Annotated in this window: 11 protein-coding genes; all 11 read right to left on the minus strand. The window is 63.6% G+C overall.

The features are described from left to right. Positions 1–27: 27 nt before the first annotated feature. Entirely contained in the window at positions 28–555 is a 528-nt protein-coding gene (locus tag FHW69_RS11150) for a fimbrial protein (RefSeq protein ID WP_183423123.1), read from the minus strand. Beyond that, positions 548–1,069, minus strand: coding sequence for a type 1 fimbrial protein (locus FHW69_RS11155; RefSeq protein ID WP_183423124.1), 522 nt, complete (start codon positions 1,067–1,069; stop codon positions 548–550). Before FHW69_RS11155 ends, FHW69_RS11150 begins: the two co-directional genes overlap by 8 nt. Continuing rightward, positions 1,056–3,692, minus strand: a complete 2,637-nt coding sequence (locus FHW69_RS11160; RefSeq protein WP_183423125.1) for a fimbria/pilus outer membrane usher protein — start codon at positions 3,690–3,692, stop codon at positions 1,056–1,058. The genes FHW69_RS11155 and FHW69_RS11160 overlap by 14 nt, the downstream gene beginning before the upstream one ends. A gap of 115 nt (positions 3,693–3,807) precedes the next feature. After that, positions 3,808–4,551 (minus strand): fimbria/pilus periplasmic chaperone, encoded by a 744-nt coding sequence (locus FHW69_RS11165; RefSeq protein WP_183423126.1) that lies wholly within the window; start codon positions 4,549–4,551, stop codon positions 3,808–3,810. A gap of 78 nt (positions 4,552–4,629) precedes the next feature. Then, positions 4,630–5,193 carry a fimbrial protein gene (locus FHW69_RS11170; RefSeq protein ID WP_221195498.1) on the minus strand — a complete coding sequence of 188 codons (564 nt, stop codon included), beginning with the start codon at positions 5,191–5,193 and terminating at the stop codon, positions 4,630–4,632. Between the two features lie 196 nt (positions 5,194–5,389). Then, positions 5,390–6,085 (minus strand): response regulator, encoded by a 696-nt coding sequence (locus FHW69_RS11175; protein ID WP_183423127.1) that lies wholly within the window; start codon positions 6,083–6,085, stop codon positions 5,390–5,392. Between the two features lie 25 nt (positions 6,086–6,110). Further along, positions 6,111–8,777: a sensor histidine kinase KdpD gene (locus tag FHW69_RS11180; RefSeq protein ID WP_183423128.1), complete on the minus strand. Its 2,667-nt coding sequence runs from the start codon at positions 8,775–8,777 to the stop codon at positions 6,111–6,113. Positions 8,778–8,830: 53 nt separating this feature from the next. Beyond that, complete coding sequence (kdpC, locus tag FHW69_RS11185; RefSeq protein ID WP_183423129.1) at positions 8,831–9,493, minus strand: potassium-transporting ATPase subunit KdpC; 663 nt, start codon at positions 9,491–9,493, stop codon at positions 8,831–8,833. A gap of 8 nt (positions 9,494–9,501) precedes the next feature. Further along, a complete protein-coding gene (kdpB, locus tag FHW69_RS11190) occupies positions 9,502–11,553 on the minus strand; it encodes a potassium-transporting ATPase subunit KdpB (RefSeq protein ID WP_343204013.1) in 2,052 nt (683 codons plus the stop codon). Further along, complete coding sequence (gene kdpA / locus FHW69_RS11195) at positions 11,550–13,268, minus strand: potassium-transporting ATPase subunit KdpA (RefSeq protein WP_183423131.1); 1,719 nt, start codon at positions 13,266–13,268, stop codon at positions 11,550–11,552. The genes kdpB and kdpA overlap by 4 nt, the downstream gene beginning before the upstream one ends. A 1-nt stretch (position 13,269) precedes the next feature. Continuing rightward, on the minus strand, positions 13,270–13,359 hold the full coding sequence (gene kdpF, locus FHW69_RS11200) for a K(+)-transporting ATPase subunit F (RefSeq protein ID WP_183423132.1): 90 nt from the start codon (positions 13,357–13,359) through the stop codon (positions 13,270–13,272). Between the last annotated feature and the right edge of the window lie 40 nt (positions 13,360–13,399).

The following is a 13,399-nucleotide window of genomic DNA, read 5'->3' on the forward strand; positions in this document are numbered from 1 at the left end:
CTGTGCATATCGCGGCATCCGTTGCCGTCAGTCGAACGTCATGCGCACCGTGACGGTGGCGTTTGCCTCGCCGGCCGACAGGTCACGCAAGCGTTTGTAACGCGCGCGGAACGCGTACCGTCCATTCGCAGGAAGCGGATCGAATACCAGTGGCTGGGGATGACGAGGCACCACGATGTCTCCTGCCGCCGTTTGCAGCTCGATGGCCAGACCCCGTAGAGGTTCGTCCAGCGAAAAATGCTCCGCACTGTCAGCATCGGGTTCGGCATCAAAACTCATGGTGATGCGATTCACGGCCTGGCATGCCTTGGCCTGAAACGCGAGATCCACCCACGGACCCGCAGCGCCCACAGCCGGCAACGCGCTCGCACGTATGTGGCCCATGGGCACGTTCAGACTGGATGCCTCGAACTCGCAGCCGCCGACAATGCGACCTTCCACCCAGAGGTTGACGCTCTCGGACGCGTCCGGCAGCAATGGCGTGATGGTTTGCGCATGCACTGCGCCCACTATCGGCAGAAGCAGTGCAATCCAGCAGTACAGACGATCAGTCATAGGTAATGTCCACGACGATGCGCGCGTGGGCGGCACCGGCTTTCATGTCGCCGGTTCGCACGTAGCTGGCAACGAATCCGTATCCGCCGCCCTGAGGCTGAGGCGCCCAGTGCACTTCCCGGCCGGGGATCACAGGACGGCCGTCCAGCGTGTCGAGACGAACCGCAATGCCCTTCGCACCTCCTGGCGATACGCCAAAGAGCTCCGGATAACCCGCTACCTGATCGCCGGAGAAAATCATCTTCACCCGCGATACGCCAAAGCAGCCGGTGGAGCGGATGGCGCTCTCGGCATGTCCGTGCGTGGCGCCCGGCTTCTCGAAGGCGCTGGCGTAGACATCCTTCAGATCAAACGTGATGTCGTCGGTCGCAAAGCCACAGCTTCCCGCAAGCGTGCCGCTTACGACGAAGCGAAGTTCCGGACCAATCGTTGACGCGCGGATAGTGCACAAGGCAAACCCTGCAAGGGCGACGTACAGCGGCACCCAGCGCCGCAACCTCTCATGGACGCGCATCGGGCGTGCCTCCCGGGTAGTGGAGTGAGGTGGCCTGCCGGGCATGGGCAGCCACGGGAACCGGTCGGGCGCAGGAGCCGCTGATCGTGGTCAGCGTCTTGCCCGACGTGGCGGGAAGGTTGTCAGGGAGCACGATGTTGCAGGACTGGTGATCGCCCTTCCCCCAGCGCACGGTAAGTCCATCGTTGCCGGCGCTGTCGCGGACGAAAATGCGCCCCGCCTGTCCAACCACGCCAACAACCTGCCCCGTTCGATCGAATACCTCCGCCCCGAAAGGAAGCACCTGGCCGTCATCAGAGCGTGCCTTGACCAGCAGCGCGCGGCCACTCACCGTCTGATATTTCACCAGCACGACAGCACCGCGATGCGGCGCAACGCGCTGACTGGTGGCCTTGATTTCCACGTCCAGCGACGTGCCGACGGGGTCCACGGCCACTTCATTCATCTGGTAAGGCGACAGATACGGCACCACACCGTAGCCGCGACGATCAAGCCGCGCCCCGCGCGTGCCGGAGAGCTGCGCGCCGGCTGCGTCCGGCGCGTGCGCGAGGGCCACGGTTTCGCCCAGCGTCTGCGAGAACGTGACGCCGCCACCGTGCACGATCAGGCCACCCGCCGCGCCTGCGGAGAACGTGCGCGTCTGGCCGTCGTCGCTACCGGCGACGGACAGGTCTGCCACCGGCGCCGCATAGCTGGCCATGGCTTCCACGGCCGTGCGGCCACCCCGCCGGGACATGCTACCTGCGTAGCCGAATTGTCCCTGATCGCCGAAGCCGCCACTGAGGCCTGCCCGACCTTGCAGGCCGCTGGCGGACTCATGGGCGATTTCCGAGGTGAAATAAGGGCGGCGGGGCGCGCTGCCGAGGGGCAACGACACGGTGAACTGCGCGCGCGACTCGGATCGACGTCGTCCGGCATCCGCGGATGCGGTGCGCACCCGTTGCACGCCGAGCCCCACGGTGGCAGACCCGATCATGCTGCTGTAGCCGGCCGAGTAAGTCACCGAATTGCGTCCGCTGTTCCAGTAGGTTTCTGCCGAACCGGACAGAAACAGCGAGCCGCGCCGGCCACCCAGCGACTGGTTCAATGTGATGTCGAAGCGGCTGCGGATACGTTCGTACTGACTGATGTCCTGTCCTTGCCGATAGAGCGAACGCAGTCGGTTGGCGTCCAGCAGGCCGAGGTAACTGGCCGTGGAGTAGCGGTAGGCACCCAGCGCGAAGATCGTGCCGGTGTCCACGAACGTCTTGCTGTAGCGAAGCTGGATGCTGTGACCGTTGGACAATCCAAGGCCTGGCACGTTGGCATGCGCATAGGTGATGTCCGCGGAGATGGCGCCCACGCGGGCGTTGAAGGCCGTGCCGAACTGATACGCGGCGTAGCCCCGGGACATGAGGCCACCCATGTAGCCGGTAAGGTTGTTGCTGATGCCGTGGCGGATCGTGGCCTGTGCAAGCCATGGGCGCTCGGCCTGCTCCACTTCGTTGAGATGGCCCACGTTGAGGGCGTAGTCCGTGCGGCCTTCACGCAGTAGCTGAGGGGTGGCGGCATAGGGGACGTCGAATTCGCTGCGCCGCCCGTCGGCCTCGGTCACCGTGACTTTCAGATCGCCGCCGTAACCGGTGGGATAGAGATCGTCGATGGCGAACGCACCGGGAGGCACGGTGGTTTCGTAAAGCAATATGCCACGCTGGGTAATGGTGACGCGTGCCGTGCCCGCAGCAACGCCACGGATGACGGGTGCATAGCCAGCACGCGATCCGGGCAGCATCTGTGAGTCGCTGACCAGTCGCACGCCGGTAAGCCGAAGGCTGTCGAACATCGTGCCATCGGTATAGGTCTCGCCCACGTACAACTGGGCACCCATGCCGGGAAGATCACGATGCACATAGGTGGCGTTCTGCTGATAGCGGGCACCACGCCCCGATGTGGAATGCAGGGTGCCTGTGTGGCGAAGATGCCAGGCGCCGAGATTGAGGCCCGCGTCCAGACCAAGGTACGACGTGGTGACGGACGAGCCTTGTGATGTGGACGTCTGATAGGTATTGGCCCGATAAGACAACAGGCCTGCGTTGATACCCTGATCCCATAGTTGCGGCGGAACATAGCCGCGTGGCAAATGACTGATGTGTGCCTGAGGCACCGTCAGCTCCAGGCGCTGGTCCGATACGTCGAATGTCGCCGTGGCGCCAGGGACAAGCTGATCTATGGTCTGACAGGCGCCTGGCGTGGCTTTCGCGCTGGCCAGCGCGGTGGCGTCGACGCCGTATTCGATCAGCCAGTCGGGCTCGATGCAGGGGCTGGCGGTGATCGCGTCGCCCAGCACCGCGAATCGCACGTCACGACCGTTCTGACGCTGTCCATTGAAGATGATGTCCACGGGGTAAACGTCAGGAAGCACGACGTTGGCGTGTGCAAAGCGCGAAATATCGGCGGCTGCCCGACTACCGGCAGGAAAGAACCGGCTGTCGAACTCGTATGCTTCTGCATCGGGCGGCGTCGGCACTTCGCCGGCTACCGCCACTCCACTGCCACCGGCAAGAACAACGGCATGAATGGCGCGAGGAAGTGCGCCATGCCGCCCCACGAATGCGGGATGTGTGACGCTCAGTCGCGGTCGCATGTTTTACAGTCCATAGTGTTGACGGGGGCAACGCCAGGTGCGTTCAGCCCACCGCGAATTGCGGCCGAGCAAGTGCATGAAGACAGGCTGACGCTGGGTCAGCACTCAGCAAAAGTCAGTGGGAAAGTGCCGCCGTGGCCGAAACCATGGCGCCGTAGTCGTTGATGGTTTTGTACTCCACGCGAAGTGCATCGACTGCCGTCTGAACCGCAGAAACGCTGAAGCGCAGGCTCTGATGTGGAGCCACCATGCCACCTCCGGTATCGCGCTTTGGATAGCGCACCTCCCCCGCAACCAGCGACACATCACTGAAGGTGATGTAGTAGGGCGTGGGATTGGTCACCTCCAGATACGCGTTGTTGCCTTCGTTTCGCAGTGTCCATGCAAGCCGGGATGGCGCTTCGTTGGCGGAGTAAGGCAAGTCGGCCGGCCGGTAGAACATCTTGATGCGAATGCGGAACGCAAACTGCAGTGTGTTTTTGGCGGACCCATCCTTCGGCTTCGGCGGAACTTCCAGCACATTCAGCCAGTACAGGGATTCCCGATCCGTCGGCATCGTTTCGCCGGTGTGAATAAGGCGAAGCGAATGACCTTTTCCGCCATCCATGCGAAAAATGGGCGGTGCCAGCGTAAAGGGAGCTTCGGCGGTTTCCGGCGTGGAGCTTTCGTCACCGGCATCCACCCATGCCTGTACAAGCGCCGGTACGTTGGCCTTGTTCTGCAAGCGGACGGTCACTTCACGGGACGTGGCGGGAAACACGACCCGTGTACCGCCGATGATGATGCCGGCGGATGCAGTGTTGGAGAGCGCGCACAGCATGACGCACGCCAGTGCGGTGCACTTGCTGAAGATGTTCATGAGGTTTTTTCCTGAAACACGACAGGCTTGTCGAAAAAACAACGCACCTGTCGTGTCAATACGTACGGGTCGGTGCGATCAATCGTAAGTAACGTTGAACCCGATACGGCTGTTGGCGGCACCTGCTGTCGCTGCGCCCAGGCTGTGATAACGCGCAATCAGCGGAATGATCGCCTGGTGATTGCGGATTTCCACCGGATGCGAGCGGTCAGTGAACATGTGGATCGGCGTGCCGTCGTCCTGGTTGATGACTTCGATCTGCACGTTGGAGGCGGTGTCCTGCCCGCCGTCGATGTTGAGACGGCCAGTGACGGTATCAAGCAGCGGGCTGGTGACGTCGAAGCCGACGCGCGCCATTTTGCCGTCTTCGCAGGTGAGATCGTTGGCCCCGCCGATGGTGATGTTGAAACCGCGATCACCTGCCGTGCTGCCCACGGCGGTGAGCTTGCCAACCTCGACGCCACCCAGGGGCACGTCTTTCTTGGCCAGGTTCTGGCCGGGCGGATGGCCTTCGATGAGGCACGTGGACGTGCTGAGCGCGCCGGTGAATTCGATGGTGCCGTCCAGATCAGCGGACGTGGCGTTGAAGCTTGCGATGCCCAGGGTAAGGGCAACCGCCAGCATGATGCGTGTGCGTGTCATGGTAAGTCCTGCATTTGAGGGAATGGCCGAAGCGCGCAAGGAACGGGAGTCGTTCTGTCCCGCTTCACGAAGAAGTATCGGGACTGGAGGGCGCGGCGCCGATAAGGCAATTCTGAAAATTCGGACTAATTAAATTGGCGGGTGTGACGGGCACCCTCGCGGGGCGCTGTTGCGTTGCTCGTGGGACGAGGGTAGGTCAGCCTTCGCCGAGAAAGCGATATCCCACGCCCGCTTCCGTGCGCAGCCATATCGGCGACGCAGGATCGTCACCAAGCTTCTGGCGCAGCTTGCCGAGCACAATCCGCAGGTAATGGGTGTCCTCAACGTGTGTGGGGCCCCACAGTTCGCGCAGAAGGTGCTGCTGGGTCACCACTCTCCCACGGTGGGTGACCAGAGCGGCGAGTACACCGTATTCCTTGCGGGTCAGCGCCAGCGGACGGCCATCCAGCACGACTTCACGCCGGGCCATGTCGATGCGCAGACGGCCATCGTCGTACACAGGTGACGGGGCGGCGCCCTCAGCGGGACGCTGCCGCAGAAGCACACGAAGGCGCGCCATCAGCTCCTGGATGCCGAAGGGCTTGGTCACGTAGTCATTGGCGCCAAGATCCAGAGCGCGCACTTTCTCCGCTTCACTGTCACGCACGGACAGCATCAGTACGGGAACCTGAGACCAGGTGCGCAATTCGGCAAGAACCTCATGACCCTCGCGGTCAGGCAGTCCGATGTCCAGAATCACCAGGTCCGGCGAGCGCGTAGCCGCCATGGCCAGGCCTTCAGCGGCATTGGCAGCCAGCAGAACCTCATATCCCTGTGCGCGCAGGCCTATGTCGAGGAATCGGCGAATCTGCGTCTCGTCGTCAACGACCAGAACGCGTGGGGCAGCATTCATGTGGGCAACCATGGACGGACTGCGCCTATTGTGGACTGGATTCAGGCGAAACGGACAACAACGGCATGCTGATGCGCACGGTCGTGCCCCGGCCATCCGGCCCGTCCAATGCTTCTACCGTGCCGCCATGCGCGCCTATCATGCCGCGACAGATGGCCAGGCCCAGGCCGGTGCTGTGAGCACCGCGGTCGCCTCGTGCCACGGAATAGAACATGTCGAAGATCTTGCGGCGCTCTTCTTCCGGAATGCCCGGCCCGGCGTCGCTCACGTCGACCAGCAATCGCTGATTCTCGATCCGGGCTGACAGGACGACGGGTACACCGGCCGGCGAAAACTTCGCGGCATTCTCCAGCACATTGAACAGGGCCTGTTCGACCAGCGCGGGGTGCACGTGAAGCAGCGGAATATCGGAGGCGATGGTCGCCTCCACGTGCGTGTCCGGATAGGGAGAACGCAGCCGCGAGACAGCGGATGCCACTACCTCAGCGATATCCACCCAGTCGCGATTGAGTCGCAGGCCACCGTGTCCCAGACGCGTCATGTCCAGCAGGTTCTGTATGTACCGGTCCAGTCGCTGCCCCTCAGCCAGGATGGCATCGAGCAGTTCGCGCCGCTCCTGCGCGGGCACGGCATCCCAGTAAGCCGCGAGCGTACCGGCTGAACCGATGATCGAGGCCAGCGGCGAACGCAGATCGTGCGATACCGACGAAAGAAGCGCGTTGCGAAGCCGCTCGGTTTCGCCATCCATACGCACGCGCTCCAGTTCGTCGGTGAGGCGCACACGCTCCAGTGCCTGGCCGATATCCTGAGCCATGGCCAGGGCCAGGCTACGGCTCTCGATGTCTGGCTCAGGCTCGTTAGCCGGGAAGCGAAGGGCCAGAACGCCCCTTCCCTGTGCGCCGCCCAGCGGCACCATCCAGCTCGTGGCTGCATTCAGGGTGTCGGTATAGCGCCCGGCTGGCTCCTGATGCCGGTCGCTCCAGTCAGCTGCCGCACTGTCGTGGGTATCCAGTTCGAAAGCATGCGGCGCGGATGCGGCGACGCGCATCTGACCATCCTCATCGCGTGTAACAACACCCGCCGCGCAGCGCAGCGAACGGGACAGCGCATCGGCACCCGCTTCGCGCACGCTGGCGGCGTTGGTGCTGGCGGTGAGGCGCTGGCCCAGTGCGACCAGCGCCCGACTTTGCGCGTGCGCGCCGCGCAGCGCCTTGACCTGGCTGGACAGCTGGGTAGCCAGACGGCTGCACACAAGCGCCGCCACAAGGAACAGGCACACCGCCAGAAGATCATCGAAGTTGCTGATGGCCAGCGTGTAGCGCGGCGGCGCAAAGAAGAAGTTGTAGCCGAAAAAGCACAGCAGCGCTGTGTAGACAGACACGGCCATTCGCGTGCGCACCGCAACGATGAGCACGGCCGTGAGGAAAATCAGCGAAAGATTGGCGACGGACAGATAGCGATCTGCCACGAACGACAGACCAAAAGCGATGACAGCAGCGGTCGTGGCAAACAGGTACTCATCACGCGTTCCCTTGCCGCCCGGCACGCGGAGCTTGCGTCGCGCCGTTGCCCGTTCGCTGGGGGTGGCAATGATCGTCAGTTCAAGATGCGCGCCACGGCGCAGCAATTGCTGGGTGAGCGAAAGACCGAGAAAACGTGCAATCGGACGCTCGCGCGTGCGACCCAGTACGATCTGCGCAATGCCTTCGCGGTCAGCATGCGCGATAAGCTCATCGGCGATTGCATGCCCGCGCAGCACCACCGTGTCGGCACCGAGGCGCCGGGCCAGGCGCATGGACCCATCAATGGTTTCGCGACGGTCAGGGTCCATGCGGGCCCCCGTGTCCACAAAGGCTACCGTCCACGGCGCACCGCGACGCTCCGCGATACGACGCGCGACGCGCACCAGATACTCACTGTTCGAGTAACCATCAATGGCGGCCAGCACCCTGCGACGTACGGGCATCGCTGTGCCGTGGGCCAGCATCTGCTCCCGCAGTTCGCTGTCGACGTGCTGCGCGACGATTTCCACGGCAAGTTCGCGCAGCGCGGCGAGGTTGGCCGGTGCGAAGAACGCGTTCAGTGCCTGCCCTGCCGTCTGCGGCAGATACACCTTGCCCTGGCGAAGCCGTTCAATCAGCTCGCGCGGAGGGAGGTCCACAAGAACAATGTCACGTGCGCGGTCAAGAAACGCGTCGGGCACGGTTTCCCGTTGCGCCACGCCGGTAATGCGGCGCACCTGATCGTTCAGGCTTTCGACATGCTGGACATTCAGCGTCGAGTAGACCGCGATACCCGCTTCCAGAAGCTCGGCAATGTCCTGCCAGCGCCGGCTGTGCCGACCGTCGGGAAGGTTGCGATGGGCGAGTTCGTCCACCAGCAGCACCGCCGGTCGGCGGGCCAGCGCGGCATCAAGATCAAACTCGGCAAATTGCGCACCGCGATATTCAACGTTGCGCCGGGGCAACACTTCCAGGTCCGCAAGCAGTGCCTCGGTGTCCACGCGCCCATGGGTTTCGACCAGGCCGACGACCACGTCGACGCCCTGGCGGCGCAGCTCGATGGCTGCCGACAACATGGCGTAGGTTTTGCCGACGCCAGGTGCCGCGCCCAGAAAGATCTTCAGCCCGCTGCCCGTTTCATCGACAGCCAGCAGCGCATTCGCGCGTGCATCACGCTCGTTGCTGTTCATGGGTTACCAGGACATGGTGCGGGCATGGCCGCATGGTAGCCGAGTGCAGACCATCAGCGCGCCAGCCTGTCGAGGGCCATGTTCAGCTCAAGTACGTTGACCCGGGTCTGCCCCAGGGCCCCGAACGTCGGGCCGCGTGTCGAGGCATCCACGAGCGCCTGCACCTGCGCAACCGGCATGTGGCGGGCATGCGCGATGCGCGGCGCCTGAAGCCGCGCGGCAACCAGCGAGATGTCCGGATCAATGCCCGAGCCGGAAGCGGTGACCATGTCAGCGGGAACGGCTGCCTCCGGGATGCCCTCGCGCTTTGCAAACGCAGCGGCCCGTGCCGACATGGCCTTGTGGAGGTCTGGATTGCCGGGCGACAGATTGCTGCCGGCCATCGTCAGCATGTCGTAGCCTGCTGCCGAAGGACGCGGCGAGAAATACCGGTCGCTGGTGAACGGCTGCGCGACCAGCGCACTGCCAATGACCCGGCCCTGGTCCCGCACCAGGCTGCCTTCCGCCTGCACGGGAAACAGCGCATGGCCCGCCAGCGTGGCGATCACCGGGTATACCAGACCACAGAGCACCACGAAGATCAGCGCGAACACGATACTCGGCCAGATGACGCCAGAGCCGCCGTGCTTCGCGCGACCGGATGCATGGGGCACGGAGTGATCGGCAGCCGTGGTGTCGATGCCGTCATCGTCCAGTGTGTAGTAACGAGAGTTCATGACTTGCCTCACCCGCCGACAAACGGCGACAAAAGAAGATCAATGGCCTTGATGGCCACAAACGGCAGCAGCACGCCGCCAGCCCCGTAGATCAGAAGATTGCGACGCAGAAGCGCTTCGGCACTCATCGGCCGCACGCGCACACCACGCAGGGCCAGCGGAATCAGCGCGGGAATGATGAGCGCGTTGAATACCAACGCAGACAGCACCGCGCTGACCGGACTATGCAGGTGCATGACATTGAGCGCACCCAATGCCGGAAGACTGCCCGCGAAGATTGCCGGAATGATGGCGAAGTATTTCGCCACGTCATTGGCCAGCGAGAAGGTCGTCAGTGCGCCACGGGTGATGAGCAGCTGCTTGCCGATTTCGACGACGGCCAGCAGCTTGGTCGGATCGGAGTCCAGATCCACCATGTTCCCGGCCTCACGCGCTGCCTGCGTACCCGAGTTCATGGCCAGCCCGATGTCTGCCTGGGCCAGCGCCGGAGCGTCGTTGGTTCCGTCACCGACCATGGCCACCATGCGGCCACCCGTCTGTTCGTCACGGATGCGACGCAGTTTGTCTTCGGGACGCGCCTCGGCCATGAAGTCGTCGACGCCCGCTTCCGCCGCAATAGCCGCAGCCGTGAGCGGGTTGTCGCCGGTAATCATCACCGTGCGCACGCCCATGGCACGCAGCTGCGCAAAGCGCTCGCGCACACCGTGCTTGACCACATCAGACAGGGCCACCACGCCCAGTACGCGACGCTCGTCGGCCACCACCAGCGGCGTGCCACCCGCGCGCGCAATGCGCTCCACTACCGTGGACAGGTCAGCAGGTACCGCCATCGCGTGATCGCTGGCCCAGCTGCGCATCGTGTCGCTGGCTCCCTTGCGCAACTGGCGCCCCCCGACCAGATTCACGCCTGACATGCGCGTCTGTGCCGTGAATGGCACGAACTCGCCACTCTTCTCTTCAATGACCGAGCCGCGTTCGCGCGCCAGCTGCACGATGGATTTGCCTTCCGGCGTGGGGTCGGCAAGCGATGCCAGCAATGCGGCGTCACGCAGGTCGGCATCACGCACATCGCCCACCGGGATGAACAGGGTCGCGCGACGGTCGCCGTGGGTGATCGTGCCGGTTTTATCAAGCAGCAGCACGTCGATGTCACCGGCCACCTCCACCGCCTTGCCCGATTTGGCGATGATGTTCGCCTTCAGTGCGCGGTTCATGCCTGCGATGCCAATAGCCGGAAGCAGGCCGCCAATCGTGGTGGGAATGAGGCAGACCAGCAGCGCGATCAGGAGAACGGTATCCGCATGCGCGCCGACGAACGCGGCTTGCCCCGGAAGTGTGGCCACCACGGCGAGGAACACGATTGTCAGCGCCGCCAGCAACACGGTGAGCGCCATTTCGTTGGGCGTCTTCTGCCTGCTCGCGCCTTCCACGAGCGCGATCATGCGATCAAGGAAACTGTCACCCGGATCGGTAGCCACTTCCACGACGATGACGTCCGACAACACCCAGGTGCCGCCAATCACGCCTGAGCGATCCGTGCCTGCCTCACGCAGCACGGGTGCTGATTCGCCGGTGACGGCCGCCTCGTTGATGCTGGCGACGCCTTCCACCACATCGCCATCGGCAGGAATCGCTTCACCGGCATAAACGCGAACGCGATCACCGCGACGAAGCGCCGTGGCGGCGACGACTTCTTCGCCCCCGTCTGCACGCACGCGGCGCGCACTCAGTTCCGCACGGGTTGAGCGCAGGCTCTGGGCCTGTCCACGACCGCGCGCCTCCGCAACGGCTTCGGCAAAGTTCGCAAACAACACGGTAAGCAACAGGATCAACGTGACCGCGAGCGCGTAACCAAATGGCAGACCGGTGAAAGCGGCACGCAGCGTGAACGCCGCGCTGACCACGGTACCTACGGCTACGGTGAACATCACCGGATTGCGCGCCGCGGTGCGCGGGGACAATTTGGTGACGCTGCCGATCAGGGCTTCGCGAAGCGCCGCACGGTCAAGCGTGCCGCGCGGGGAAGCGGGAGAGGCAATGGAGGAAGTCATGGTGTTCACCGGATCGAATGAGCAGACAGGCTCAGCCACTCGCCTATCGGGCCAAGGACGAGCACAGGCATGAAGGAGAGCAACGCAAACAGCACAATCACGGCGAGCATCGCAAAGCCGAACGTCGGCGTTTCAACACGCAGCGTGCCGTTGCCTGCGGGAGCTGCGCGCTTCGCCGCGAGGCTTCCTGCAACGGCCAGCGGAATGAGCACCGCCGGGAAGCGCCCCAGGGCCAGCACCACGAAGCAGGACATGTCCCACCAAGCCGTGCCACTGGCCAGACCTGCGAAGCCCGAACCGTTGTTCGCGTAGGCCGAGGTGTACTCGTAGAACACCTGTGACAGGCCGTGGAAGGCGGGGTTGGAATTGCCGGTGATCGAGGGCACCGACAGGGTGAATGCGGTGAGGCCAAGCAACGCGATGGGCTGGAGCACCAGCAACGCGGAAAGCAGCTTGATCTCGCGGGTTTCCAGCTTCCGTCCGAACACCTCCGGTGTGCGCCCGGTCATCAGTCCGCACACGAAAGCGGTAATCCACATGTAGATCAGGAAGCCCAGCATGCCGCAGCCGATGCCGCCCCAGATCATGTTGATCAACATGGCAGACATCGTGGACAGACCCGCGCCCGGATTCATCGAATCGTGCATCGCATCGACGGAGCCGTTGTTGACCTGCGTGGTCATGGCCGCCCACAGCGCGGAATCGACGGCGCCGAAGCGCTGCTCCTTGCCTTCCATGTTGGGTGCGTCGGCGATCAGTCCGCGTGCGGCTGCATTGGGCTGCTGCTCCGAGGTCACCGCCAGCGTGGTCAATGCCACACACAACGTGCCCATCACCGCGAAAATCAGCATCGTGAAGCGCCTGCGTCCGACGAACGCGCCCGCCATGAAGATGCAGGCCATCGGAATCAGCGGAATCGACACCACTTCCATGAAGTTAGACAGCGGTGTCGGATTTTCCAGGGGCACGGCGCTGTTGGGGCCATACCAGCCACCGCCGTTGGTGCCCAGCTGCTTGATGGCGACCATGGGCGACACCGGACCCACCGGGATGACCTGCTTCGCCATTCCGGCCGATGCGTCCAGCGGCGTGCCCTGATGTGCACCGGAGAACGTGGCAGGCACACCCTGCCACGTGAGCGCCAGCGACAGGAGCAGACACATCGGCAGCACGACGCGCAGTGTTGCGCGCGTCATGTCGGCCCAGTAGTTGCCCAGATCGCGAGGCTCGCCTTCACGCGATGTAGCGGCATTGCGACCGCCCAGCATGCCGCGCAATACAGCGACCAGTGCGGCCAGTCCCATCACCGGGCTGAGCACCTGCAGGGTGACGATGGCCGTCATCTGCGAGAAATAGGAAAGCTGCGTCTGCCCCGAGTAGTGCTGCTGATCGGTATTGGTCAGAAACGACATCGTGGTGTGCAGCGCGGTATGCCAGGACATGTTGGGTATGCCGTCCGGATTCAGCGGCAGCCAGGCCTGAGTCAGGAAGACAGTGCATGCGATGACGAACAGCGCCACGTTGCTTCCCAGGAAGGCCAGCGCATACGCGCGCCAGTCCATGCCCTGCTCCGGGTTTACCCGAAGCGCGCGGTAAATCAGCCGTTCCACAGGGCCGAACACGACGTCCAGCCGGCTTGCACGGCCTTGCATCACCACGGCCATGTAGCGGCCGAGCGGCCAGGCAAGAAGCACTGCCAATCCGAATGCGAGAAAGATGCTCATGTCAGAACTTCTCGGGATGCAGCAGTGCAAAAAGCAAATAGATGCCGAGGGCCAGCACAGCTCCCAGCAACACGATATCAATCAGGTTCATGACGCTTGACGCTCCGGAATAATCCACGGAGCAAAGTGTG

Source organism: Luteibacter sp. Sphag1AF, assembly GCF_014192715.1.
Taxonomy (GTDB): domain Bacteria; phylum Pseudomonadota; class Gammaproteobacteria; order Xanthomonadales; family Rhodanobacteraceae; genus Luteibacter.